This window comes from Embleya sp. NPDC127516 (assembly GCF_044765325.1).
GTDB lineage: Bacteria > Actinomycetota > Actinomycetes > Streptomycetales > Streptomycetaceae > Embleya.
Window position 1 is genome coordinate 237578 of record NZ_JBIWJT010000008.1, and the last position, 25527, is coordinate 263104.

Genomic DNA, 25527 nt, shown 5'->3' on the forward strand with positions numbered 1-25527 from the left:
CCGGGTCTCACTCCGGCAGGGCGACGACCATCTTCCCGGTGTTCTCCCCGCGCAGCATGCCCAGCAGCGCGTCGAGGTTGTTCTCGATCCCCTCGACGACCGTCTCGCGGTACTTGAGCTTGCCCTCCTTGACCCAACCGCCGACCTCGGCGAGGAACTCGTCGCGCCTGCCGAAGTGGTCGATGACGATGAAGCCCTGGAGCCGCAGCCGCTTGCCGATCGACAACGCCAGGTTGCGCGGCGCCGGGGTCGGCTCGGTGGCGTTGTATTGCGCGATGGCGCCGCACATCGCGACCCGGCCGTGCGTGTGCAGCGCGCCGATCGCTGCCTCCAGGTGCTCGCCGCCGACGTTGTCGAAGTACACGTCGATACCGTCCGGAGCGGCCTTGGCGAGCTGCCCGGCCACCGGCCCGTCCTTGTAGTCGAACGCGGCGTCGAAGCCGTACTCGTCCACCAGCAGCTTGACCTTGTCCGCCGAGCCGGCACTGCCGATCACCCGCGAGGCGCCCTTGATCCGGGCGATCTGGCCGACCTGGCTGCCCACCGCGCCGGCCGCGCCGGAGACGAACACCGCGTCGCCGGGCTTGAAGGACGCGACGTCGAGCAGGCCCGCCCACGCGGTCATGCCCGGCATGCCCAGGACACCCAGGTAGGCGGACAGCGGCGCGAGGTCGGGGTCGACCTTGACGGCGCCGGCGCCCTTGCCGGCGACCACCGAGTACTCGCGCCAGCCGAGCCAGTGCTGCACCGCGTCGCCCACCTCGAAGCCGGCCGCCTTGGACGCGACGACCCGGCCGACCGCACCACCCTCCATGGCCTCGTTCAACTTGAACGGCGGGGTGTACGACTTGACGTCGTTCATCCGACCGCGCATCGCGGGGTCGACCGACAGGAACAGGTTGCGGATCAGCATCTGCCCGTCGGCGAGCTCCGGGATCTCGACCTCGCGCAGGGCGAAGTCCTCCTCCTTGGGCCAGCCCTTGGGGCGGGCCAGGAGGTGCCATTCGCGGCTGGTGGTGGGTGTCATCGGGCGTGGCCTTTCTCGGCGGTGCGGAGTGGGTCGGGAGACGGGGGTCGGTACGGGTGCCGGTCCGGCGACGCGTCCCGTGCGGTGGTTCGGCCGTCAGGCGTCCACGGACTCCTGGGTCCGCGGCACGGACACGGCGACCGGCTCGGCCCTTGCGGGTACCCGCTTGAGGCCGAGCAACGCCACCGCGACGACCAGCACGAGCATCACCCCGGCGATCACGAAGCTCAGCGTGAACCGGCTCTCGGCCGGAATCGGCGGGAAGCCCGCGGGCAGGCCGGCGACCGACTTGGACGCGAGCAGCGAGGTGATCACGGCGCTGGCGATCGAGCTGCCGACGCTGCGCGAAATGGAGTTGATCCCGTTCGCGATGCCGGTCTGGTGGTGCGGCACGTTGGCCACGATCAGCGCGGGCATCGCCGCGTACCCGAACGAGATCGAGATGCCGGTGAGCATGCCCGCGAGGATCACCGACGCCGAGGCGCCGTGCCCGAACGCCAGCCACGCGAAGCCGGCGATGCCCACCAGCGAGCCGATCACCAGGGTCATCCGGGCGCCGATCCTGCCGACCAGGAGGCCGCCCAGCGGTGCCGCGAGCAGCGAGATCAGCGCGCCCGGGAGCAGGTATTCGACCGAGGCCCGCAGCACCGACGCGGTGAATCCGTACCCGGCCACCCGCTCCGGCATCTGGACCAGGTAGGAGATCCCGATGAACTGGCTGAACGCGGCGAAGCCGACGAACAGGCCGGCCAGGTTGGTGAGCAGGACCGGACGGTGCACGAACATCCGCAGGTCCACCAGCGGGTCGGCGACCCGGCGCTCGACCTGGACCCACACACCCGCCATCAGCACGGCGCCGACGAACGAGCCGACCGTCCGGCCGGAGGCCCAGCCCCATTCGTGCCCCTGCGAGATGCCCAGGAGCAGCAGCACCAGGAACAGGCCGAGGGTCGCCGCGCCGAGCAGGTCGATCCGGCCGCCCGCCTTGGTACGGCCGGCCGGTACCCGGAGGATCACCGCGAGCAGGGCGACGGCGGACAGGATCGCGGAGAACCAGAAGACCAGGTGGTAGTTCGGGTCGTCACCGCGGGTGAGCAGTCCGGTGGCCACCAGCGAGAGTCCGCTGCCGAACGCGAGCGTTCCGCTGATCAGCGACATCGCGCCGGGCAGCTTCTCCACCGGCAGTTCCTCGCGGATGATCGACAGCGCGAGCGGGAAGATCGCGGTGGCCGCGCCCTGGAGCACCCGCCCCAGGATCAACAGCGGCAGCGAGGACGTCACCGCCGCCAGCACCGAGCCGGCGATCATCACGCCCAGTACGCCGATCAGCGTCGGCTTCTTGCCGTGCTGGTCACCGAAGCGGCCGAGCAGCGGGGTGAACACCGCCGCGGACAGCAGCGTCGCGGTGGTCACCCAGCCGACCCCGGCGGGCGTGGTGCCCAACTCCTGCTGGAGCAGTCCGAGGATCGGGATGACCTGGGTCTGCGCCATCGCGACGACCATGGCGGCCAGTCCGAGCGCGAGGATCAGCGGGGCACCGGATCCTCGCTTGTCGGCGGTGGCGGCAGCGGTGCCGGTGCCGGTGCCGGTGCCGGTGCCGGGCGGGGTGGGACTCACGGAGACGCTCTTTCTTCGGGGAGTCGGGTTCGGGACGTCTTTTCGGGACGCCGAGGCGAAGCTTTGCAGCCTCGATGGTTGAAGTCTTCAAGCAATAGAGCCGACCGTAGACACCCGCAAATTGCTACGTCAAGTTCAAAGGTTGAAGTCCTCAACCTTTTTGCGTTAACTTGGATCCATGAGCAGCGCCACGGACACCGACGTCGATCCCAGCACCCCGAGCACGGCCGAGATCATGGACGCCATGGCCGCCGTGGGCACCGCGTACTTCCACGACTTCGCCGCGGTGGTCAGCCGGCACGGCCTGACCTCGGTGCAGGCCAAGACGCTCTCCCTGCTCCGCCGCCCGCTGCCGATGCGCGGGCTCGCCGACCGCCTGGTGTGCGACGCCTCCAACGTCACCGGCATCGTGGACCGGCTCGAATCGCGCGGCCTGGTGCGCCGCGAGCCCAATCCCAACGACCGCCGGGTCAAGAACGTGGTGGCCACCGAAGAGGGCCACGCCACGATCCGCCGCATCCGCGGCGAGATGCACACCACCCGCGCGGCACTGGACGGCCTCACCACCGACGAGCGCCTCGCGCTGTACACCCTCCTGGGCCGGCTCCGCCCGGCCATGGAGACCGCGCACCCCTGACCCGGAACCCGAGTCGGCGCGGCCGATCCTGCCGAGATCGGCACCGCGGCCGGGAGCAACGGCATGATGCGCCGGCTCGGCAGCGTGTTCGGCATCGCCGTCGCCGTCGCGATCTCCGCCGGCGCGGGCAGCCCCGCCTCGCCGGCCACCTTCGCCGACGGCTTCGTCCCGGTCTCGGCGCTCGGCGCGAGCCTGTCCCGCGCGGGCGCGGCGACCGGCCTGCTCCTACCCGCGCGCCGCCGGCCGGGTCGCCGGGTACGCCCACCCGGACCGACGCGGCGTCGGTGGGGTGAGCCCGGGGCCGGCAACGGCCCGGCCACTGGGCGTGGTGGGGCGGCGCTCCGGGTGCGCGTGGGGCGGAATCGGTTGCCGAGGCGGGCGTGTGCCGCGCATGCTCGATCGGTGATCGACCTTCCCGCCGCAGCGACCGCAACCGAGTACCGGGCGATCGCCCGGGCGACAATGCGGCCCGCCGAATGACCCCGGATCCCGCCCCGGACGGCGGCGTCTTCGAGTCCGACACCGGCTTCGAGCCGGTTTCGCTGGAATCGGGGGACCCCGCCTGGGTGTTCCCCGCCGTCGGCGGTGCCGAGGCCGAGGCCGTCCGGCGCGCTCTCGACGAGGCCGACGCGCACGTGCGCGCGCTCGGCGTGCACGTCGGCGTCTCGGCGTCCGTGCGCTACGAGTGCCAACGCCTGACGGACGTGACCCTGGCGAGCGTGCAGGGCGTACTCGAACTCCCCGGCGGCGTCATCTTTCTCGCCGCGCTCTACTTCCCTCGCCGCTGCGGGTTCGACCTGCGCTGGGGCCCACCATGGGTCGTCGACGCCGACATCACCCGGTACTGCCCGGCACCGGCCGACTGCGCCGGCCACCCTGTCGCCGACTCGTCCAGCGAACACGACACCCCCCTCGCCGCCGCCCGGGCCTTCGCCGACATCACCCGATGGCTCCGCGACCGGGCATTCACCCGCACCCGACCCGAGTGGCTCTCCGCCACGCCGACACCCGCGTGTCCGCCCTTCCCGCCACCATCGGCGCCCGCCGCCGGCTGAGGTGCCGGCGGCGGGTCAGGGGCGGGGGTGCCGGCCGCGGATGAAGACGTCCAGACCGAACTCGACGCGGTCCATCCCGTCCGCCGCTGGTCATGTGCCGCTTGAGCGCGGTCAGGGTCGGGAAGCGGTCCCGGGGCAACACGAGCCCGGTTCCGCGTCCGGCGTACTGAACGCCACCGGCAACTCGGCACGACGCTGGGCGTGGCGATCCTCGGCACGCTGTTCGATGTCGCCGCCGATCCGGACGCCGCGCGTCGGGCGGGTGCGTACATCCGCGCGCTGGAGCGGACCCTGTGGGCGGTCGTGGCCGCACTCCGGGCCCCGCACTCGGATGTGCCGATCCGGAGGTCGCTCGGTGTGCCGTGCCGTGTCGAGCGTGCGCGCCGGCCTCACCCCCGTCACCGGCACCGCGTCCGCCGGGCCGGTCGACCCCGGTCGGCCCGGTCAGCCCGGTCCGCCCGGTCGGCCCTACGCCGGATCCGTCGGCGAGTCCCGCTGGGGATTCGGAGGGTGCGGGGGTGCGGTTCCCGCCGGGATCGTGCCGCCGAGGGCGCGCCAGAGGAGGGACGCGGTGCGGTACGGCCAGTTCGGCGGGATCGGGGCGCCCGCGAGTTCGCGGGCGTACCAGGCGCCGGTGCACATGGTCAGCGCGATCTCCAGGTCCGCGTCGGCGGCGAGGTGGCCCTGTCGGCGGGCCGACTCCAGCGCGGACAACAGGCGGGCCCGCCGCGGCGCGATCACCCGGGCCCGGTAGCGGGCACGCAGGTCCGGGTCGGTGGTGTCCTGGAGCATCGTGCCGACCAGCGAGAGCCGGCCGGACTTCGAGACCCCCCGCTGGAAGTCGGTCAGCTCGGCCACCAGCGTGGTGAACGGATTGTCCGCGGCGACGTCGGTGCGGTCCTCCTCGGCCAGCGCGGCGACCACCGCCGCGGCTAGCTCGGCCTTGCCGGGCCAGCGGCGATACAGCGCCTGGCGGGTGGTACCCGCCTCCTGGGCGACGGCCGCGAGCGACATCCCGGCGTACCCGTCCCGGGCCAGATGGCGTCCCGCCACGGCCAGGATCCGGGCGTCGATCGCGCTGTCCCGGGCGCGACCGGAACCGCGACTGGCACTTTCCATTTCAATACACTCCTGTATTGTATTGAATCAGCACCGCACCGAGACAGGGGTAGCGAGCGTGACCATCGTGTTCAACCGTCCCATCATCCCGTCGGGCCGACGCATCGGTTGCACGCCGTGACCGGCGCGCCGACCCAGGCCCGGCTGCGGTCGCTGCTGATCCGGGCACGTGTCCTCGACCGCGAACTCACCCGGCGGATGACCGACGCCGACGCGGGCGACCCGCTGCGCGACACCGTGCTCCGGCCGATGACCGAGGCGCTGATCGAGATGGGCGGGGATACCGCCGGACCTCAGCCGAGCGAGCCGCGCGCCGCCGGCGCTCCCGCCGACACCGACTGGGATCCGGTCGGCCCGGTCCGGGAACTCGCCTCGGAAGTGACCCGGTTGCGCGCACAGATCAGCCCCGAACCGCCCACCGGCCTGGTCGAGGCCGCGGCGGCGCTGCAACACCTGGCCTGGCTGTTCACCGACGGTGACGCCGAACGGGCCGCCCTGGTCGCCGAGTTCGCCGAGATCCAGGGCGAACTGCCGACCCGCATCCAGGTCGCGCCGGACGGACCGTATCTGGTCACCAATGCGACCCACGTCACCGACCGGCTCGGCGAACCGATCCCGGTGCTGCCGCAGACCGCGCTGTGCCGCTGCGGCGAGTCGGCGACCAAGCCGCTGTGCGACGGCAGCCACGCCCGAATCGGCTTCAGCGGTGCCAAGGATCCGGGCCGGGTGCCCGACGAGCGCCGCACCCACCCGGGCAACCCGGTCGAAGTGACCGACAACCGGGGCCTGTGCGCGCACTCGGGCCTGTGCACCGACCGGCTCTCCTCGGTGTTCCGGCAGAAGGAGGAGCCGTTCGTGGCGCCGTCCGGCGGCCGGATGGACGAGATCGTGCGGACCGTCCGGGCCTGCCCGTCCGGCGCCCTGGACTACCTGCTCGACGGGCACGAACCGCCGTCGCAGCAGCGCGAACCGGCGATCGAGGTATCGCTGAACGGCCCGTACCGGGTCACCGGCGGCATCCCGTTGGTCGGCGCCGACGGCGAACCGGAGCCGCGCGGCCCGGGCGCGCCGACCGAGCGCTACAGCCTGTGCCGGTGCGGCCATTCGCGCAACAAGCCGTTCTGCAGCGGAATGCACTGGTACGTCGACTTCGCCGACCCGCCGCCCTCCGCCGAACCCACGCTCTACGAATGGGCCGGCGGGCTGCCCGCGCTGACCCGGATGACGCACATCTTCTACGACAAGTACGTCCCGCAAGACCCCCTGCTGGCACCGCTGTTCGCCCGGATGGCGCCGGATCACCCGGAACGGGTGGCGGCCTGGCTGGTCGAGACCTTCGGCGGTCCCAAGCTGTACAGCGAGCGCTACGGCGGCTACGACCACATGGTCGGCGAGCACGCCGGCAAGGCGCTCAAGGAGGAATGGCGAGCCCGCTGGGCGCAGTTGATCAGTCTCGCGGCGAACGACGCGGGCCTGCCCACCGACGCCGAGTTCCGCGCCGCGTTCGCCGGCTACGTCGAGTGGGGTTCGCGGATCGCGGTGGAGAACTCCCAACCCGGCGCCCGCCCGCCGGCCCACATGCCCGTACCGCGCTGGTGGTGGGTCTGCGGCGCCACCCCGGGCGCCCGGGTGTCGGCACTGGCACCACCCCCGAAACAGGAGACGACCGACATGTCCCTGCCGACCGCGGATCAACCGATCGGCTTCGACGAGCACATCAGGCCCTTGTTCCGGGAGATGGACCGCAAGTCGATGAGTTTCATGTTCGACCTGTGGGCACACGCCGACGTCAGCACGCACGCCGAGGCGATCCTGGCCCGGCTGCGCCAGGGCACGATGCCGTGTGACGGCGCCTGGCCGGCGGAGCGGGTGGAGGCGTTCGCCCGCTGGGTCGCCGAGGGCAAGCCCGAGTAGTTCGGCGGACATCGGCCGGCGGTCCGCGTCACGGCGCGGACCGCCGGCACCGACCCGATTCCCGGTACGAGCCGGTCGGTTGTCCGACGACTTCGGATGTGTACCGATTCCTCGACAGCCCTACGTCGCCGGCCCAAACCACGAATGCCCCCAGTACAGTCGGCGAACGTAGGGAATCGGTACTGCGGAGGCAGGCGGACGTGACATCCATACCGGCGGGGAACGCGGGGGACGGCGACGAGAAGGCCTGGCGGTTGCCTCGACTCGACGAGGTGGAGAGTCGGCTGCCGGCTCGGATCGACACGAGCATCCCGCACACCGCCCGGATCTACGACTATCTGCTGGGCGGCAAGAACAACTTCGCGGTCGACCGCGCGACGGCGGACGCGATCGTCGCCGCGATCCCCGATCTGCCGGTCACCCTGCAACTCAACCGGCTCTTCCTGCGCCGCGCGGTGCGCTACGCGGCACGCCGCGGCATCCGCCAATTCCTGGACATCGGCACCGGCATCCCCACGGCCGGCAACACCCACGAGGCGGCCCACGAGATCGCCCCGGACGCCCGGGTCGCCTACGTGGACAACGATCCGATCGTGCTGGTGCACGGACGGGCGTTGATGACCGACGCCGGCCCGGGCCGGATCACCTTCACCCAGGCCGATCTGCGCGCGCCCGAGGACATCCTGACCGCGCCCGAGGTGCTGGAGGTGATCGACTTCGGCGAGCCGGTCGCGCTGATGCTGGTCGCCATCCTGCACTTCATCCGGGACGACGAGAAGCCGCACGAGATCGTCGCCCGGCTGCGCGACGCCCTGCCCGCCGGCAGCATGCTCCTGCTCTCGCACGCGTCCTTCGACGCCAACCCGAACCAGGGCCGCAAGGGCGCCGACGGGTGGAAGAACGCCTCCGCCGAGATGACCATGCGCCGATACGACGACATCCTGGCCATGTTCGCCGGGTTCGACCTGGTCGAACCCGGCCTGCGCACCCACTGGAACCCCGACGCCGAACCGGACCACCCCCTCGACACGGTCGAGAACGTCTGGGGCTACGGCGCGGTCGGCATCAAGCCCCAAGGCGTGTCCTAGCCGCCACCGTCCGACCGACCCGGGGCCGGCCCCGGGCACGAGCGGCCCGCCGGCGGTGCCGACGGGCCGCTCGTCGGGTGGAGGGGTCACCCGGTCTCCCCGGCGACCACCGACGGAAGTGGCGGTTCCGGTTCCGGCTCGGGGCGCCGGCTCATGATGGATTCGGCGATCTCACCGCTGCGGACCGCGATGTTCGACAGCAGTGACGACGTCAGCCCGTGGGTGTGTTCGGTGCCGCCCTGGAGGTAGATGCCACAGGCCAGTTCGGGCGTGGTGACCAGCCGGTAGTCCCGAGTCACCCGGTATCGGCCGGTCTCGTCGCGCAGGCAGTGCCGGTCCAGGTCGCCGAGCAGCGTGGTCGGCTCCATGGCGTCGTAGCCGGTGGCGAACACGATCGCGTCCACGTCCAGTTCCCGGGACTCGTCGGCCGGCAGCGACAGCAGCGACACCCGCGTCTCGTCACCGGCCCGCTTGACCTGGTCGACCCGGGTCAGGTTGAGGAAGTGCAACCGCCGGAGGCCACGCACCTCTTCGTCGTACGAACGCCGGTACAGGTCACGGATCACCTCGTCGTCGACCACCGAGTAGTTGGTGTTCCGGTGGTAGTGCCAGAACGCCTCTCTGGAGCGGTCCGTCCCGAAGTAGTAGGTGTCCACCGCGCCCGGGTCGAAGATCTGGTTCGCGAAGGGGGTGTCGTCCGCGACGCAGTAGCCGTAGGACGGGATGATCGAGAACACCTGCGCGTCCGGCAGCTCGTCGTAGAGGAACCGGGTGATCTCGGCCGCGCTCTGCCCCGCGCCGACCACCGCCACCGACCTCAGGTCGGACGGCTTCATCCGGCTGTACTTTTCCAGGAACTCCGAGCTGTGCCAGACCCGTTCGTCGCGCAGCACGCCCTTGGGCATGCGCGGTACCAGGCCGGTCGAGATGGCCACGTTGCGCGCGTCGACCACCCTGGTCGCGGAGCCGCTGCGGATCTCGAGTTGCACATGGTCGGCCGCGGCCCCGGCCTTCGCCGCCGCCGGCACCCGGATCCCGGTGACCTCCGAGCCGTAGCGAACCCGGTCGGTGAAGCCGGTCGCGGCCCATTCCAGGTACTGGTGGAACTCCTGGCGGGTCGGAAAGAAATCCTGATTGTTGACGAACTGTGCGAGCCGGTCCGAGGCGTGCAGATACGACACGAAGCTGAATCGCGACACCGGATTGCGGAAGGTCGCCAGATCCTTCATGAAGGAGATCTGCATGGTCGTCGCGGGCAACAGCATATTGCGGTGCCAGCCGAACGCGGGCTGTCGCTCGAAGAACATCGCCGCCGGCTCGGCCCGATCACCCGGTGCCTCGGCTCGATACTCGTCCAAGGCAATGGCCAGCGACAGATTGGACGGGCCGAATCCGATGCCCACCACGTCGTAGATTTCGCGTGCAAAAGTGCCCATAGAAAACTCTCCCGCTAGCGTGGCGGCGACAGGGACTTCCGTATCTTCGACGAGTCGTCACGGAACCGGTAGAAAACGCCGGTCGTGGATTCGGGATGGAATTCGTCGAACGTGCCCTATGATCCCATATCTCTCGACCGGCCGTCCGGGAGAAACGCATTCGGTATTGCGCCGGGGGGCACCGCAGCTTCAACTTAAGGGGGCCGGGCACGCCTTTCAAGGGCTCGGTCCGCAATACAGCCGGGTACGCCGTCCTGCCGACGGGACAACACTTCGGTCCGACCGTCGACGCGACCGTGCCCGCGCGCGCCCGGACCGCCGGCTTCCTCGCGTGGAGCCGTGCGCCGCACCAGGTCACCGAAAGGGTGAGTTCCGCATGTTCGTTCCCAAGCAGTATCGCGAACCGGACGGTTCGTGGATGGTCGAGCTGATCCGCAGAAATCCATTGGCACTCCTGGTGCTGAACGGCACCGCCACGGACGGCCCTTTCGCCACGCATCTGCCGATCATTCCCGACCCGGAGATGACCGACGAATGGACCGATGACCTGTCCGGCGCGACATTGCTGGGCCACATGAACCGGGCGAATCCGCATTGGGGCGCGCTGACCACCGGCGACACCGTGCTGCTGACCTTCACCGGCCCGCACGCGTACGTCTCGCCGACCGTGTACGAGACCACCCCGGCCGCGCCCACCTGGAATTTCACCTCCGTGCACGTCCGCGGCACGGTAGACAAGATCGATTCGCTGGAGGAGACCCTCGGCGTCGTGCAATCCACCGTGCGGGCCTTCGAGGACGAGTTCGGCAACGCGTGGGACATGTCCGAGTCGGTCGACTACTTCCGCAAGATCGTGCCCGCCGTGGGCGCGTTCCGGATCCGGGTCTCCCGGGCCGACGGCATGTTCAAGCTCAGCCAGGAGCAACCGGCCGAGATACGCGACCGGGTGCTGCGCTCGTTCGACGGGCGCGAGTGCACCCGGCATCGCGAGACGGCCGCGATGATGAGCCGGTTGCCCTGACCCGGGCGAAACCACGCCGATGGGCCCGCGCTCGGTCGTGAGCACGGGCCCCGAGGTCGCCACCGACCGAGTCGCCCCGAGCCACTCGGATCCTGCGATGTCGCCCTACCGCACGCCGATACCGGCGTACTCCCTACCGCCCTACCGCCTCACCGCTTCGGCACCGCCGAAGCGTCACACGCTCACACCGGCCTGCTCCTGGACGTCCTCCAGGACCCGCTCGGCGGCGTGGTCGAGCGTGGCGAGCACCCATTGCTCGAAGTCGATCCCCGATTGTTCCGCGGCCTTGTGCCACCAGCGGATGCGATCACCGGGCACCGCGAGCCGGCGCGTCACCTCGGTTTGACGACCGTCGCGCACTTCGTCCGCCCGCGCATCTCGGATAGCGTTGCGCAACTGCTTGGTGGTCCACTTCATCTGTTCGGCACGGTCCAGCCACAGTTCCTGTTCGGCAACGGGAAGCGAGGCCAACTCCGCATGATGCTGAAAACTCAGAGCCGACCGCCTGCGATCGAATTCGAATCGTCGCGATACCCACGCATAATTCCTTAGCGTCTGATAGCTTAATCCCGCGGCCCGTATCCCTCGTTGATACAGGTCTGTGTAATGGTCCTTTCCATACACAAGCCAGTCGCCGAGCCACCACGAAGAGGAATCCAAGATTCCGGAAAGCTTGCGTCCGGCCTGCTCCCAGTCCTCGAAGGTGATATCTGCAGGTATTTGCAGACCCACTTTCGTCGTGAGCAGACGGCCGCAATGCGGATTCTCTCCGGCGACCCTTCGCGGTCGGGCCACAATCCCGGGACCCGAACGAAGTTGTGTATCCCTTGCACTTTCGTGACTTCTGGTTTGATTCGCCACCATGCCTCCATGTGAGTGCACGCTCGAACAAGCGAATTTTGCGCCATTCGCTGCTGCTACTGCGCAGCTCGTTGCCACGGGGGTATGCCAGACATATCCGATATGCATTCGATCGTCCACCGTGCCCGCACGGCCGACTCCGCCGATCTCCCTCGGATCACTCCCGGTCGGGCGATCGGCGACACGGACTTCGGAAGCGCGCGGCGATACCGCACGACCATCGCGGTCGCACAGCCGGACAAGGTCGACATATGTACGAATGTGCGCATCAACGACTCGCCCCGTTCGCCTCTTTACAGATCCCCGTTGGCGTTGCGGCTGTCGGCGTCACACCCTGCCGACACCTGAAGATCCACATTCAAAGTGGTTCTCTTCGAAGGCCTACCCGAGTAGATCCCAGCAACTGCCGGAAATCAAGGAATCGGCCGCTAATTGTTTCGGAGCGACACCGAGCGCAACCGCTCGGTAGTCGGCCCCGCCATTCCGACACCGGCGAGAAATAACCGTCCAACCATGTCGTGCCCTCGACCGGCCACGGAAAAGAGCCTACACACCGGCGGTGTCGGTCCCTGTTCCGGTCGGGGTTCGAGTCGGCCGGGTTTCACGGGGGCGGTCACTATAGAGGTATTCATCTGTTCCGGCTCGGCTACTCACGCGTCTTGACGCCGTCCTAACGGCATGGATAGCCGGAAGCCACCGCGCATTCATAGCGAAGCCGGGCTCGGAATACCTCCGGCCATCCGGATGGATTTCACCAGGACCCGCTCTGCGCCCGGATCGGCAACCCGTCGCGGCGCGGCGAGCGCTGCGATTCGGCCACGCGGGATCGGGGTGGATGGGTGCTCCGGAGCAGGGTCGAGAGCCGGCGGTTCGATGCTGTGAGGTTGAGTCCGACTACGTTCCGGCATCCTTCTCGGCGGGTTCGGGGGCGGCGGGCGGTTCGTGCGGGTGGCCCGTTCGCCGGAGTCGCCCGGCCGCCGGCGGCGCGTGCGCCACGCGATCGAACATCCGATGCGCCGGCGTGGGCACCACCGAGCCGGGTCGATCCCGCGCAGCCTCGACTCCCCCGATCCCGGGGCCGGTTCGCGGGCTGCCCCGGCGACGGCCGCGGGCAGCACTCGAGCCGTCGCGGTCGGAGACCGGCGGCGGCGCGAGGCGATCGGCCGACGCGGGTACCTCCCCGCCCCTCCACCCCGGCGGCCGGCGCGAGCTCATACCTCGGGTGGTCGATTTGCCGCGTGGGTTCGATCCCGCGATGCTCGCCGGGCAATTGCATCCGCGCCGGGCATCGGAATCGTTGGCATTACGCGGGACCGGCGCACCGGAAATTGCGATTATCGATCGCCAGTGATGAATATTTATGGCGCTCTCGTGGCACCGGGCGGTCGGCGCTGCTGTCCCGTCGACGGGACGAGACGCGCCCACACCTCGTGCTAGCTTCGGTCGGCGGCAATCCCGCTCGTTGTCGGCCTGCGCGCATCATGCGCACGCCGTTTTTCGCCCGGTGGAACGCACCGTTTCGCACCGGAATTGATTTCGCCCCGGACACAATCACGGAGAACAAGGGAATCAAGGTGGCCCAGACAAACGTTGAACAAATCTCGAACAACAACCGTACGGCTCGGTCGCGACGTTTCCTGATGTGCCGGCCGACCTATTTCGACGTCACCTATTCGATCAATCCGTGGATGGATCCGAGTGTGCCCACCTCGGCGGACACCGGCCTGGCCCAGTGGAAGCAGCTCCACGACGCCTACGTGGCACTCGGACACGACGTCGCGCTGATCGAGCCGGTGCCCGGACTGCCCGACATGGTGTTCGCGGCCAACGGCGCGACCGTCATCGACGGCAAGGTGCTCGTCGCGCGATTCCGCCACGCGCAGCGCGCCGACGAAGCCCCGGCATACCTCGACTGGTTCCGCACCGCCGGCTGGTCGCAGGTGCACCAGGCCGAGTACATCAACGAGGGCGAGGGCGACTTCCTGTACACCGGAAGCGAAATCCTGGCCGGCTGCGGCTTCCGCAGCGACCTGCGCGCGCACGACGAGGCCCGCGAGTTCTTCGGCATCCCGGTGGTCGGCCTGACCCTGGTCGACCCGCGCTTCTACCACCTGGACACCGCGCTCGCGGTGCTCGGACCGGGCGAGATCATGTACTACCCCGAGGCGTTCGCCCCGGACAGCCAACGCCTGCTGGCCGAGCGATTCCCGGACGCGATCCAGGCCGACGAACCCACCGCCGCCGTCTTCGGGCTCAACGCGCTGTCCGACGGGCGACACGTACTCATGCCGGAGCGGGCCGTCGAGCTCGCCGGCTCGCAACTGCGCGAGCGCGGCTTCGTCCCGATCGGAATCGACCTCACCGAACTGCTCAAGGCCGGCGGCAACGCCAAGTGCTGCACGCTCGAACTGCGCGGCTGAGCAAGCCGGCGGCGCGCGGGCGCGGTGCCGGTGCCGCGGGGTCGCCGCGCGGGAACTGCGCACGCCCGGCGGACGGTTCGTCCGGGTTGAGTCCCGTCGACGGGACACCCTTCGTCGGTGCCGGTACCGACGGGCCGCCCGGCCGGGCATCGTCGCGAAGGCACCTGTGCCCGGCTTTCCGCGATTCGCCGAATTCCCCGCGAGGAGGCGCACCCACGACGCCGGGCTCCCGTTCACCGTTCACCGTATTCCAGGCGGAGGGTATGCTCGGGCTCGGTCGAAAACGGCTACCCGGGACGCGGATCGAGAACTCGATCGGCGCCCGACCCGGCCCGATCCGCGCACGGGTCCACCGAATACCCGTATCGGCGCCCGGGCGAAGCCGATTGCCGGTCCCCATCCATGGACCGCCACCGCAAGAATCCCGCACGCGCGTGCGTCCTCCCGGCTTCGGCGCGGAGAACCTCCGTCGAGGAAACGTCGGCATCGGGAAACCGAGCACTCCGGGAATCCCCGGAATGCCGCCCCCCGAATGTCGCGCACCGGAATCCTGGGACCCCCGGAATCCGAGGCTCACAGAATCCGACGGTGGTGGGATCCGCCACCCGGATCAACCACGCCGCACCGATACCCGACTTATGACGGGCACGGACGACCCTGGTCACGTCCGGCTGCCGCGCGTGATCGCCCTTGCCACTCTCCGCGGACCCTCGGCATCCGAGCGGCCCGCCACGCCAGGTGGGCTCACCGAACCGGCGGGCCCACCCAGGGCATGTCCCTCAGTCCCCACCGCATCCGAAATCTCATCCAACACGTTGGATGGAGGAATTGACTCCATCCTGTCCCCGCGAGCAGGCGAACAGTGCGAAATCGGTGCCGACCGGACCCACACCGACCACCCGGTCCCCGGTCCGGGCCGAACGAGCCACACGAGCCCCCTAGGGTGTTGCCTGTTTCGGGATACGGATCTCGTCTACGGGGTGAGGAGGCCGGTCGGGGTGTCCGATGTGGACGTACCGGGTTCGAGCCCGTCGGGTTCCGACCCGCCGGGCTCCGACGAGGAGACCAAGTTCGTCACGATGCTCTATCGCGAGTACTCGCGGCCGTTGCTCGCGGTCGTCTCGCGGCTGAACGGCGGCGATCGCCAGCGCGCCGAGGACAGTGTGCAGGAGGTGCTGGTCCGGGCCTGGCGCAACCGCGCGAAGCTGGATCCCGCCGCGCCGCTGCTGCCGTGGCTGGTCACCGTCGCCCGCCGACTCGTCATCGACGAACAGCGGGCCCGCGCGGCCCGACCGCCGGAGGTCGGCGACGAGCCGTTGGCCGCGCTGCCCACCGGCGACGAGGTCGATCGCCTGCTGCGTTCGGTGGTGGTCGGGGACGCGTTGGACGCCCTCTCCACATCGCACCGGGAAATTTTGATCGAAACGTTCTTCCGCGACCGTACTGTCAATCAGGCGGCCGACGTACTCGGCATCCCGGCGGGTACGGCGAAGTCGCGCGTGTACTACGCGCTGCGCGCCCTGCGGGTCGTCCTGGAGGAGAGGGGGGTGTCGGCATGAGCGTCCAACCCGAACACGCGGATATCGCCGCGTATGCCCTCGGCCTGCTGGAGCCGGCGGACCGGGACGCGTTCGAGGAGCACCTGGCCACGTGCGACCGGTGTCTCGACGAGCTGGCCGACTTCTCCGGCATGGCCACGCTGCTGACCGAGCTGCGCGACGAGGGTGTGTACGAACTACCGGAGCCGCGCGATCGGCCCGAACCGTCCGCGCCGGCCGCGGCCGCACCGCCGGCGCACGCCGCGCGGGCACCCGGACCGGTCCTGACGCCGGTTTCGGAACCGACCGGTAGTCCGGTGACGGCTCCGCCTGCGGCACCCACCGCCGCGCCGACCGTCGCTCCGGCCGCCGGGTCCGGCCCCGTGGACGAATTGGCCGCGCGTCGAGCCGCCCGGCGCGGACCCCGATGGTCCCTGCTGGTCGCCGCGTGCGTCGCCCTGCTCGTGATCGGCCTGGGCGCGGGCGTGCTCACCGGGCGGACCTGGCTCAAGGACGACTCGTCCACCTCGGCACAGGAGCTGCCGTTCGACCCGATCAAGGCCATCACCAAGAACGGCACGAGCGTTCGGGCGAGCGATCCGACCACCGGCGCGGCCGCACAGGTCGCGCTGGAGGGCAAGGCCTGGGGCACCAACCTCGCGCTCGAACTGCGGAACGTGCGCGGTCCGCTGCGGTGTTCGCTGATCGCGGTGGACAAGAACGGCAAGGAGCAGCAGATCTCGAGCTGGAGCGTACCGGCCAAGGGCTACGGCGTGCCGGGCTCGGAGGCGCCGCTGGTGGTGCAGACCGGCACCTGGACGCCCAAGGAGCAACTCGCCCGTTTCGACGTGCGCACCTCGGACGGCGGGACGTTGGTCAGCGTGCCCGTGTAGTTCGGGCGGCACGTGCGGGACGTGCGGGAGCACAAGCGGTGGGCGCGCCCGGGTGACCGGGTGAGCCGGAACGAACCCCGGTCCTGATGCCTCGTCGAATCCGACGAGACATCAGGACCGTTCGGTTCGGGGCGGGTTACGCGAAGCGGCCTTGCAGCAGCCAGACCCCGGGGGCACCGGGGTCGGCGACCGGGTCGCCGAGCAGGCCCCAGAATCGCTCCACCACCGCGGCACGCGGCACGTCGGCCACGTCCATTCCTTCCGGGAAGACCGAGCTGAGCGCCTCGAGCACTTCGCCGATGCGTTTGCGGCGCATGCCGATCAGCCGGGTGATGTCCGGCAGTTGGGTCTTCCAGCGGCCCACCACGGCCTCGGCGAGCAGGGTCTCCAGTTCCGGGCCCACCCCGGACACCTCGGCGAGGTCGCGCATCGACAGGCCGAGCGCGCGGACCAGGAAGCCGGTCCGCTCCTCGTCGGCCCGCCACTTGTTCGCCCGTTCGAGTCGGGTGTAGCCGAGCTCCTTCATCCGGACCCGCTTGGCGAGCTCGGCGCGGGTGAGGCCGGCCGCGATCCGGTGGTCCTGGAGGTTGGTCGGTCGGCCGCCCATGAGTTGGCTCACGGGAACGACCAAGGACTTGGCGAGGGCGAGCAGTTCGGCTTCGTTCGGGCGCTCCGTACCGGCTTCCCACTGGGCCACGGTCGACGGCAGTACCCGCAGCTCGTACGAAGCCAATGTCGCGGCCACACGCTCGCAGGTTAGCGCCATCACCCCCCGGGCAGAGGCGGCTGCGGACGGCGAGAACGCCGGTCGGACATCGAGGTCATTGGGGTCGGTCACGCGGCAAGCATAGAAACCCCCGGCGGCGGCGTGACGCCGACGTCGATGTGGAATCGGGCGAAGTGGCCCACATCCGACGGACATCGGAGCCGCTCGCGGTCCCCACCGGTCGGACAGTCGGCCACACCGGGTCCGCACCCGATCGACACCGATCGGCAACCGGTCGGCAACCGGTGATTAACGGTGCGGTCGCAGCTTCGTCACGTGTCGCGGCAGCGCCGGCGCGATCGACCACAACACCTCGGCCTCGATCTCGCCCGGATTCGTCCATCCGTGTTCCAGCCGCGCGGAGAACGTGGTCGAGTCGCCCGCTCCCAGGTGTCGCACGGTGCCGTCGACGGTCAGTTCCAGGCTGCCGCGGACCATGTACGCGAACACCGTCTCGGCCTCCAGCGTGTACGCGCCGCCGGAACCGCCGCCAGGGCTCAGCACGGTACGCATCACCTGCACATGGGTCTCGTCCGCCGGGGTCAGCAGGAACTCCTCGATCCCGATGCCGCCCATCTCCAGCGGTGCACCGATGCCGCTGCGCACCACGTCCTGGTCGGGATAGTCGAACAGGGCGGCGATGCTCGTGCCGACCGCGTCGCAGATGCGCAGCAGGGTCGGTACCGACACCGATGCCTTGCCGCGCTCGGCCAGGCTCAGGAAGCCCTTGGTCACGCCGGCGGCGCCGGCCACCTGGACCAGGGTCAGCCCCTGTGCCAGGCGCAGTTCGCGCAGCCGCGGGCCGACCCGGGACATCCGGCTGGAGGTGTCCCTGCCGGTCTCCTTGGCGGTGTCACCGCCGGCATCGCCGGAAGTGTCCCCGGGGGTGGCCGGCGCGGGCTCGGCTTCGGGCTCGGAGCCGGGCGGGCGGCTCGGGTCTTCACCGCGATGTTCACCGGGCTCTTCTCCGGAATGTGCTGGCACGCGCGACACGCTACCCGCCCTCCCCCGCTTCCTCGCACCGATCGCGGCCCGCCGGGCGGTCCATAAAGGTTCGGATTCACCCCGCTCGGGGGTCTTTACGCCGAGAGTTTACTCCTGTAAAACCTTGACGAAAGTTTAGCGCCACTAAACGCGATCCCGTCCAGCCTGGAGCAGTCATGCGCACCATCCCCTCGCCGGCACCCGCCGACCGCGTCCGCGGCGTGGTCCTGCGCCCCGGCAACGACCTCACCATGACCGACCTCGTCCTGGCCCCGCCCGGCTCGGGCGAGGTCGAGGTCGCGGTGGTCGCGGCCGGCGTGTGCCACTCGGATCTGCACGTGGTGCGCGGCGAGTGGGACGTGCCGATGCCGGTCGTGCTGGGTCACGAGGGTTCCGGTGTGGTGACCGCGCTCGGTCCGGACACCGAGGACTCGGGCCTGGCCGTCGGCGACCACGTGGTGCTGTCCTGGGTGCCCGCCTGCGGCGCCTGCCGGTACTGCCTCGCCGGTCGCCCCGCCGCGTGCTCCCTGGTCGCGGAAGTGGTCGCGCCCCGGGGCGTCCTGTACGACGGCACCAGTCGGCTGAGCTCGACCGACGGCGAAGAACTGCACCACTACCTCGGCGTGTCCTCGTTCGCCGATCGCGTGGTGGTCCCGGTCTCCGGCGCGATCAAGGTCCGCAAGGACGCGCCGCTGGACGCGCTGGCCCTGGTCGGCTGCGCCATCGCGACCGGCGTGGGCGCGGTCCGCAACACCGCGGGCGTCGAGGCCGGCGCGACGGTCGCGGTGATCGGCTGCGGCGGTGTGGGCCTGTCCTGCGTCCAGGGCGCCCGACTCTCCGGCGCGGGCCGGATCGTCGCGGTGGACGTGGTCGCGGACAAGCTCGACCTGGCCCGCAAGCTGGGCGCGACCGACACGATCGACGCGAGCGCGGTCGACCCGGTGGCGGCGCTGCGCGCGTTGGTCCCCGAGGGCTTGGACTACGTGTTCGACGCGATCGGCAAGATCGCCACCACCGAGCAGGCCATCGCCGCACTCGGCCAGGGCGGCGCGGCGGTGATCGTCGGCCTCCCGCCGACCGGCAGCACCGCCCGGTTCGACCCGCTCGCACTGGCCGAGGCCGATCAGCGCATCCTCGGCTCGAACTACGGCTCGGTGGTCCCCCATCGCGACATCCCGATCCTGGTCGACCTCGTGGTCGGCGGCTTTCTGGACGTCGAGTCGATGATCTCCGCGCGGCGCCCGCTGGAGGAGGCCGGGGACGCGCTCGCGGAGCTCAACGAGGGCCGCGCGCTTCGCCAACTGTTGCTCACCGGCCACCGACCGACGGCGTACGAACCGGGCGAACCGGGCGTAGCCGCCGTCGAATCGGCCGCCTACGACTCGGCCGCATACGACGCGTACACGGCGTACACCGCGCCCCGGTCCGGCTCCGGACCGGGCACCCACACCCCGTCCGCGTACGACCCCACCAAGCGCGAGGGCTGACCGATGACTACTCTCACCCCAGGCAATTCGGCCGGAAAGTCCGGAAAGGCAGCAAGCGTGCCCACATCCGCAGCCTCGTCCGGCGCCCCCTCCTCCGGTGCCGCGGCCCCCGGCGGGGCCGACAGCGGCCTGGCCCGACGCAGTGTGACCAGCTTCGAGGTGGGCGCGCAGAGCGTGGCCAACGTCGCGCCGAGCGCGGTCATCGCGTTCGCCCCCGCGAGCATGGCCGCGTCCGCCGGCAACGGCGCGTGGTTCTCCTTCTTCCTGGCCATGGCCGCGGTGCTGGCGATCGCGTACTGCATCTGCGTGTTCGCCCGCCGCCGGGCAGGCACCGGCTCGCTGTACGCGTTCACCCGGCTCTCGCTCGGACCGTCCGGCGCGTTCGTGACCGGCTGGGCGCTGTTGATCGGCGCGGTGTGCATCGGCTCCGGCTCGCTGGCCGGCGCCGGCTACTACACCGGTCGCGCGCTCGACGGGATCGGTGTGGGCGCGTTCACGGGTGTGGCCGGTCAGGTACTACTGGACGTGCTCCTCGCCGCGATCGCGGTCCGGCTGACCATCGCGAGCGTGCGCACCGCCGCGCGCGTGGCGGCGACGCTGGAGGTGGTCTCGATCGTGCTGATCGTGGTCGTGCTCCTCGCGGTGTTCTTCAAGAGCGGCAACGACCTGTTCGACACCGATCAACTCACCCTGAGCGGCAGCACGCTCGACGGCGTGGTGTTCGCGGTGGTCCTGGGCGTGCTCGGCTTCGTCGGCTTCGAGGGCGCGGCCTCGCTGGGCGCGGAGGCGACCGACCCGTACAAGGCGATCCCACGCGCGGTGATGGGCAGCGCGCTGCTGGCCGGGCTGTTGTACATGTTCGCCACCTACGCCCAGGTGGTCGGCTTCGGCGGTCCGGACGGCCTGGTGGCCAGTGCCGACCCGATGGACGAACTGGCCGAACTCTCCGGGCTCGGCTTCCTGAAGTTCTTCCTGCACGCGGGCTTCGCGGCCTCGTTCCTGGCGGTGGTGATGGCCTGTGTCACGGTCGCGGCCCGGCTGCTGTTCGGCATGGCCAGGGAGGGTGTCGTCCCGGCGCGCCTGGGCCGGGCGCACCCGACCCACAAGACCCCGTCCGCCGCGATCCGGGTGGTCACGCCGTTCGTCGCGATCCCGACCGTGGCGGTGATCCTGGCCGGCACCGACGGCCTGGACGCGACCACCTACATCGACACGATCGGCGTCTTCGGCTACATGCTGTCGTACGTGCTGGTCTGCCTCGCCGCACCGCTGTTCGTCCGCAAGACCGGCGCCCGAGCCTTGGCGATCACCTGGGTCCTGGGCCTGATCGGCGCGGCGGCGATGGTCTACGTCTTCTACCGCAACCTGTGGCCGGTCCCGGAGTCCCCGCTCAACGTGCTGCCGTACGTCTTCGTCGGCGCGCTGGTGGTGGGCATCGCCGGCTACGCGATCCTGCGCCGGCGAGACCCGCAACGCGCCGCCCACGCAGGCACCTTCGCCGACGACGCGACCTGACCCCGCCCCAACCGCCCGCCGCCTCCCCGCACCGGGGAGTCGGCGGCTTCGCGTCTCTCGCGGCGCGCACCGGCCTCGGGTCGAGCCGGCGTCGCCCGCCGGAGTCGGCGTGCCACCGGCCGCCCTCATCCGGCATCGAATCCGGCAAATGGCGAGAAATGGTTTTTCGCGGTATCGCGGTGGGTCGGGTGAATTTCGATTTGTGGGCGGATTTCCCCGGACGTGAATTGACTAAACTTCGGGTTACCACGATTCTTGCGTTCGGCGGCCCAGGGGTGGGGACCCCGGTGACAGACCCGGGCAGCGGGGGCCGCCTTTCATGAGGAGTCGTTTCTTTCATGTTCAGGACCCAGCGGGGTATATCCCGCGTGGCTTCGGCGTTCGCCGCCACAGGTATGGCCGCGGTCGCGGTCGTCGGCCTGGCGCCTTCCGCGCACGCCGACACCGACAGCACCAAGCTCCGATTCCGGGGCCACGTGGACGACACGGAGGGCTCGGTGCGCCTGAAGGGCCACCCCTTCGGCGTGCAGACCGAGTTGATGATTCTCAGCCAGGAGCGCCGGGGGACGCCCGAGGTCCTGGTCTACTGCATCGACCTGGACACCACGGTCCGCGACGACGCCGAGTACCGCGAGGGCACCTGGGGGGAGTCCTGGCTCAACGACACGGCCAAGGTCGCGAAGATCAACTGGGTGCTGAACAACTCGTACCCGAAGACGTCCGACCTCAACGCGCTGGCCAAGACCGCGGGTCTGCCGCTGCACGAGCGCAAGGGCAAGAAGTTCTACGACCTCGACGCCGCGGAGGCCGTCGCGGCCACCCAGGCGGCGATCTGGCACTACAGCAACGGTGTCGACGCGAGCAGCAGCAACGGCGAGGACGTCAACGCGCTCTACGCGTACCTGACCGGCCCGGCCAACAAGGGTGAGTCCGCCGAGCCCGGTGCCTCGCTCGAGCTGTCGCCGACCACCAGGTCCGGCAACGACAGCGACACTCCGGGCGTCGGCCCGATCACCGTCAAGACGTCCGGGACCGACCCGGTCGCGGTCAAGCTCGACGGCACCGTCCCGGCCGGCGCCTCGCTGGTGGGCAAGGACGGCAAGCCGATCGACTCGGCCGCCAACGGCACCGAGCTCTACGTCAAGGCGCCCAAGACGCCGGGCGAGGCCAAGATCTCGGCAACCACCAAGGCCGGCATCAACATCGGCCGGGTCTTCCTGGGCAAGAACCGCAAGCACACCCAGACCCTGATCACCGCGGGCTCGCAGCCGTTCTCGGCCAGTGCCTCGGCCCAGGTCAAGTGGAGCCACAAGCCGGTTCCGGTCCCCTCGTCGACGTACAAGGAGGACTGCGTCCAGGGCGGCGTCACGGTCACGCTGAAGAACACCGGTGACGGACCGGCCGACTTCAAGGTCAACGGCACGACGGTGACCGTGCCGCCGAGCTCGACCAGGACGCAGTTCGTCAAGGTCGCCGAGGACACGGCCTACACGATCACGGTGTCCGGCCCGGGCAACTACGCGGCGACGTACACGGGCAAGCTCGACTGCGTCGAGACGCCGACCGTCCCGCCGACGACCGCGCCGCCGACGACCCTGCCGCCGGTCGCCACCACGACGCCGAGCACGCCCAAGCCGCCGACCTCGAGCGCGCCGGCGACGTCCGCCGCGCCGACCACCTCGGCGCCGGCGACCACGTCCGCCCCGCCGACGACTTCGGCGCCGGCCACCAGTTCGGCCCCGACCACCCCGTCCGCTCCCGCGAGCCCGTCCGCCCCCGCGACCACCTCGGCGCCCCCGGCCACCAGCGCGCAGCCGACCGGCAGTGCGCAGCCGACCGGCAGTGCGGGGCCGACCAAGCCGATCGTCGAGCCCGGCACCGACGACCCGGCGGTTGTCGTGCCCTGGCTCCCGGTCGCTCCCGCGGGCAATGGGAAGGACCTCGCCAAGACCGGTGGCGACGACTCCTACACCGGCATGATCGCCGGCGCGGCCGCCGCGCTGCTGCTGGCCGGCGGAGGTGCGATCTACTTCAACCGTCGCCGCGCTCGCCACGAGGTCTGACGCCGTCGAGGCGGACCACCGCACGAACGCCGAACCGGGTGGGATCACCGAGTGATCCCACCCGACCACGAGGGCCCCGCCGCATGGCGGGGCCCTCGCCGTTTCCATCCGCGATTCCCGTGCGTATTTCCGCGAATGCAATCCGTGCTTTGTCGACAGCACGATTCATTTCCCTGACCGCACCGGGGCGGCCCGATAATCCGAGAGAACTCGACCGGTACACGCTGTGACGATTCCCTGTCGCCGTTGCCGTAATGCCCGGATATCGCCGGGCCGCCGGATCGCCCGGTCTGCGGCATGGGCAAAAGGCCGGGCCGCGAAACCCGGGTCGGCGGCCCGTCGCGAGGTTGGCACCGCCGGTGCGGTCGATCACCGTGCCGGTCATGAAGCCGTTGCCGACGAACAGCCGCATCACGGCCGCGACTTCGTCGCCCCGGCCGACTCGACCGACCGGCGTGGCGGCGCCGACGTCGGTGAAGAGCTCGGCGCCGGCCTCGCTCGGTATCGCCCCCCACCACGGGGTTGGGCCGTTCCCCGGACGCGGATGGGGAACATCCGGTTCGCGGCGCCGCACCGATGATCGAGACGTCCTTCGGGAATGATCAGCCGCGTCGACGACCTGTACTCGACGACCGTTCGCTTCGGAGGGACCCCGACCATGTCACACCGCATCATCAACCCCGACGGCCTGCACGACCCGGTGCACTTCGGCTACAGCCATGTGGCCGTGGCATCCGGGGAACTCGTCTTCGTCGCCGGGCAGTACGCGTCGGACGCCGACGGCCATGTGACCACCGACGACTTCGCCGAGCAGGTCGAGGAGTCGTTCGCCAATCTGCGCACGGCGCTGGCGGCCGTCGGCCTGGACCTGAGCCACATCGTCCAGCTGCGCACGCATATCGTCGACCACGATTCCGACAAGCTGGCCATTCTGGGCAAGGCGATCGGCGAGATCTGGGGCTCCGTCCCGCCGACCCAGACGCTCAGCGGCGTCGCCGCGCTGGCCCTGCCCGAGATGTTGTTCGAGGTCGACGCGGTCGCCGTACGCCACTGACCGCCGCCACGCCCCGAGGCGCCGGCCGGGCGGACCCGACCCGGCCGGCGCGAGCGGCCCGCTCTCGGCGACCGCCGTCCGTCGGACCTGTGCCGTCTGCCGGACGTGCGCCGTCCGGCAGACCCGGGCCCTCCGTCAGGCCTGCACCAGGTGCGACCGCTGCCGCCCCAGCCGGTCGATCTCCATCTCCATCACATCGCCCTCCGCCAGGTACGGGAAGCGCCCGGACAGCGCGACGCCCTGCGGCGTCCCGGTGTTGACGATGTCGCCCGGTTCCAGCACGAGGTACTGCGACAGGTGGTGGATCAGGTACGCGACGCCGAAGATCATGTCGGCCGTCGTCGAGTCCTGCCGGCTCTCGCCGCCGACCCACGAACGCAGTCCGAGCGTCTGCGGGTCGGGAACCTCGTCGGTGGTCACCAGCCACGGGCCGAGCGGGTTGAACGTCTCGCAGTTCTTGCCCTTGGACCACTGTCCGCCGGACTGCTCCAACTGGAAGGCGCGTTCGGACACGTCGTTGCTGATCGTGTAGCCCGCGACGTGCGCCAACGCGTCCTTCGGCGACGCGAGGTATCGCGCCTGCCGCCCGATCACGACGGCGAGTTCGACCTCCCAGTCGGTCTTGACCGCGCCGCGCGGGATCAACACGTCGTCGTAGGGCCCGGTCAGGGTGTGCGGCGTCTTGTAGAACAGGATCGGCGTGCTCGGCGGCTCGGCGCCGGATTCGGCCGCGTGTGCCGCGTAGTTCTGGCCGATGCACAGGATCGCGCCGGGGGCGGCCACCGGCGCGCCGACCCGCAGGCCCGCGACGTCGATCTCCGGCAGCGTGCCCGCCGCCGCGGCCTCACGGACCCGCTCGACGCCGTCGGAGGCGAAGAACGCCCCGTCGATGTCGACGGTCAGCCGGCTCAGGTCGAAGTGGCGGCCGTCGGCGGCGAACAGCACGGGGCGTTCGTTGCCGGGTTCGCCTACGCGCATCAGGCGCACGGTGATCTCTCCAGGTACGTGAAGGTGTCGATGGTGGAACTGCGA

At 70.3% G+C, this 25527-nt stretch carries 21 protein-coding genes; 13 read left to right on the top strand and 8 right to left on the bottom strand.

What is annotated here, in order from left to right; all coding sequences use genetic code 11:
- Positions 1–7 precede the first annotated feature (7 nt).
- Together ACIRL2_RS17885 and ACIRL2_RS17890 are read right to left on the bottom strand one after the other, a co-directional pair.
- The gene (locus tag ACIRL2_RS17885; protein WP_395863713.1) at positions 8–1027 is read right to left on the bottom strand and encodes an NADP-dependent oxidoreductase; all 1020 of its coding nucleotides are present in this window, start codon (positions 1025–1027) and stop codon (positions 8–10) included.
- 96 nt (positions 1028–1123) lie between these two features.
- Positions 1124–2644 (bottom strand): MFS transporter, encoded by a 1521-nt coding sequence (locus tag ACIRL2_RS17890; protein WP_402233100.1) that lies wholly within the window; start codon positions 2642–2644, stop codon positions 1124–1126.
- Between the two features lie 178 nt (positions 2645–2822).
- Between ACIRL2_RS17890 and ACIRL2_RS17895 the strand changes: the two genes are divergently transcribed.
- The 3 genes from ACIRL2_RS17895 (at position 2823) to ACIRL2_RS17905 (ending at position 4336) form a co-directional block, all read left to right on the top strand.
- On the top strand, positions 2823–3281 hold the full coding sequence (locus tag ACIRL2_RS17895) for a MarR family winged helix-turn-helix transcriptional regulator (protein WP_395863709.1): 459 nt from the start codon (positions 2823–2825) through the stop codon (positions 3279–3281).
- Positions 3282–3344: 63 nt separating this feature from the next.
- Positions 3345–3761 carry a hypothetical protein gene (locus ACIRL2_RS17900; protein ID WP_402233103.1) on the top strand — a complete coding sequence of 139 codons (417 nt, stop codon included), beginning with the start codon at positions 3345–3347 and terminating at the stop codon, positions 3759–3761.
- Complete coding sequence (locus ACIRL2_RS17905) at positions 3758–4336, top strand: hypothetical protein (RefSeq protein ID WP_402233105.1); 579 nt, start codon at positions 3758–3760, stop codon at positions 4334–4336. The genes ACIRL2_RS17900 and ACIRL2_RS17905 overlap by 4 nt, the downstream gene beginning before the upstream one ends.
- Before the next feature lie 468 nt (positions 4337–4804).
- Here the strand turns inward: ACIRL2_RS17905 and ACIRL2_RS17910 are convergent, their stop codons facing one another.
- Positions 4805–5455 (bottom strand): TetR/AcrR family transcriptional regulator, encoded by a 651-nt coding sequence (locus ACIRL2_RS17910; RefSeq protein WP_402233108.1) that lies wholly within the window; start codon positions 5453–5455, stop codon positions 4805–4807.
- Between the two features lie 117 nt (positions 5456–5572).
- Here ACIRL2_RS17910 and ACIRL2_RS17915 point away from each other — a divergent pair, with 117 nt between their 5' ends.
- A complete protein-coding gene (locus tag ACIRL2_RS17915) occupies positions 5573–7369 on the top strand; it encodes a CDGSH iron-sulfur domain-containing protein (protein ID WP_395863701.1) in 1797 nt (598 codons plus the stop codon).
- Between the two features lie 200 nt (positions 7370–7569).
- The gene (locus ACIRL2_RS17920; protein ID WP_395863699.1) at positions 7570–8457 is read left to right on the top strand and encodes an SAM-dependent methyltransferase; all 888 of its coding nucleotides are present in this window, start codon (positions 7570–7572) and stop codon (positions 8455–8457) included.
- A gap of 86 nt (positions 8458–8543) precedes the next feature.
- Here the strand turns inward: ACIRL2_RS17920 and ACIRL2_RS17925 are convergent, their stop codons facing one another.
- Positions 8544–9893 carry a lysine N(6)-hydroxylase/L-ornithine N(5)-oxygenase family protein gene (locus tag ACIRL2_RS17925; RefSeq protein WP_395863697.1) on the bottom strand — a complete coding sequence of 450 codons (1350 nt, stop codon included), beginning with the start codon at positions 9891–9893 and terminating at the stop codon, positions 8544–8546.
- Positions 9894–10269: 376 nt separating this feature from the next.
- Here ACIRL2_RS17925 and ACIRL2_RS17930 point away from each other — a divergent pair, with 376 nt between their 5' ends.
- Positions 10270–10914, top strand: a complete 645-nt coding sequence (locus tag ACIRL2_RS17930) for an FMN-binding negative transcriptional regulator (RefSeq protein ID WP_395863695.1) — start codon at positions 10270–10272, stop codon at positions 10912–10914.
- 174 nt (positions 10915–11088) lie between these two features.
- Here ACIRL2_RS17930 and ACIRL2_RS17935 read toward each other — a convergent pair whose 3' ends face one another.
- Entirely contained in the window at positions 11089–11778 is a 690-nt protein-coding gene (locus tag ACIRL2_RS17935; protein WP_402233113.1) for an LmbU family transcriptional regulator, read from the bottom strand.
- Between the two features lie 1571 nt (positions 11779–13349).
- Between ACIRL2_RS17935 and ddaH the strand changes: the two genes are divergently transcribed.
- The 3 genes from ddaH (at position 13350) to ACIRL2_RS17950 (ending at position 16626) form a co-directional block, all read left to right on the top strand.
- Entirely contained in the window at positions 13350–14195 is an 846-nt protein-coding gene (gene ddaH, locus ACIRL2_RS17940) for a dimethylargininase (protein WP_402233115.1), read from the top strand.
- Between the two features lie 998 nt (positions 14196–15193).
- Positions 15194–15754 (top strand): sigma-70 family RNA polymerase sigma factor, encoded by a 561-nt coding sequence (locus ACIRL2_RS17945; RefSeq protein ID WP_395863689.1) that lies wholly within the window; start codon positions 15194–15196, stop codon positions 15752–15754.
- Positions 15751–16626 (top strand): anti-sigma factor family protein, encoded by an 876-nt coding sequence (locus ACIRL2_RS17950; protein ID WP_402233117.1) that lies wholly within the window; start codon positions 15751–15753, stop codon positions 16624–16626. Before ACIRL2_RS17945 ends, ACIRL2_RS17950 begins: the two co-directional genes overlap by 4 nt.
- Before the next feature lie 136 nt (positions 16627–16762).
- On the opposite strand, the gene ACIRL2_RS17955 is transcribed toward ACIRL2_RS17950, so the two are convergent.
- Both ACIRL2_RS17955 and ACIRL2_RS17960 read right to left on the bottom strand, forming a co-directional pair.
- Complete coding sequence (locus ACIRL2_RS17955; protein ID WP_395863685.1) at positions 16763–17371, bottom strand: hypothetical protein; 609 nt, start codon at positions 17369–17371, stop codon at positions 16763–16765.
- A gap of 270 nt (positions 17372–17641) precedes the next feature.
- On the bottom strand, positions 17642–18376 hold the full coding sequence (locus ACIRL2_RS17960) for a helix-turn-helix domain-containing protein (protein WP_395863683.1): 735 nt from the start codon (positions 18374–18376) through the stop codon (positions 17642–17644).
- A 176-nt stretch (positions 18377–18552) separates the two neighbouring features.
- Here ACIRL2_RS17960 and ACIRL2_RS17965 point away from each other — a divergent pair, with 176 nt between their 5' ends.
- From ACIRL2_RS17965 to ACIRL2_RS17980, 4 genes are all read left to right on the top strand, one after another.
- A complete protein-coding gene (locus ACIRL2_RS17965) occupies positions 18553–19863 on the top strand; it encodes a zinc-binding dehydrogenase (RefSeq protein ID WP_402233119.1) in 1311 nt (436 codons plus the stop codon).
- A 57-nt stretch (positions 19864–19920) separates the two neighbouring features.
- A complete protein-coding gene (locus tag ACIRL2_RS17970) occupies positions 19921–21378 on the top strand; it encodes an APC family permease (protein ID WP_395863679.1) in 1458 nt (485 codons plus the stop codon).
- 338 nt (positions 21379–21716) lie between these two features.
- On the top strand, positions 21717–23441 hold the full coding sequence (locus tag ACIRL2_RS17975) for a Cys-Gln thioester bond-forming surface protein (RefSeq protein WP_395863677.1): 1725 nt from the start codon (positions 21717–21719) through the stop codon (positions 23439–23441).
- Between the two features lie 658 nt (positions 23442–24099).
- Positions 24100–24495, top strand: coding sequence for a RidA family protein (locus ACIRL2_RS17980; protein WP_402233123.1), 396 nt, complete (start codon positions 24100–24102; stop codon positions 24493–24495).
- Between the two features lie 135 nt (positions 24496–24630).
- Here the strand turns inward: ACIRL2_RS17980 and ACIRL2_RS17985 are convergent, their stop codons facing one another.
- On the bottom strand, positions 24631–25482 hold the full coding sequence (locus tag ACIRL2_RS17985) for a fumarylacetoacetate hydrolase family protein (protein WP_395863673.1): 852 nt from the start codon (positions 25480–25482) through the stop codon (positions 24631–24633).
- Positions 25483–25527: the final 45 nt, after the last annotated feature.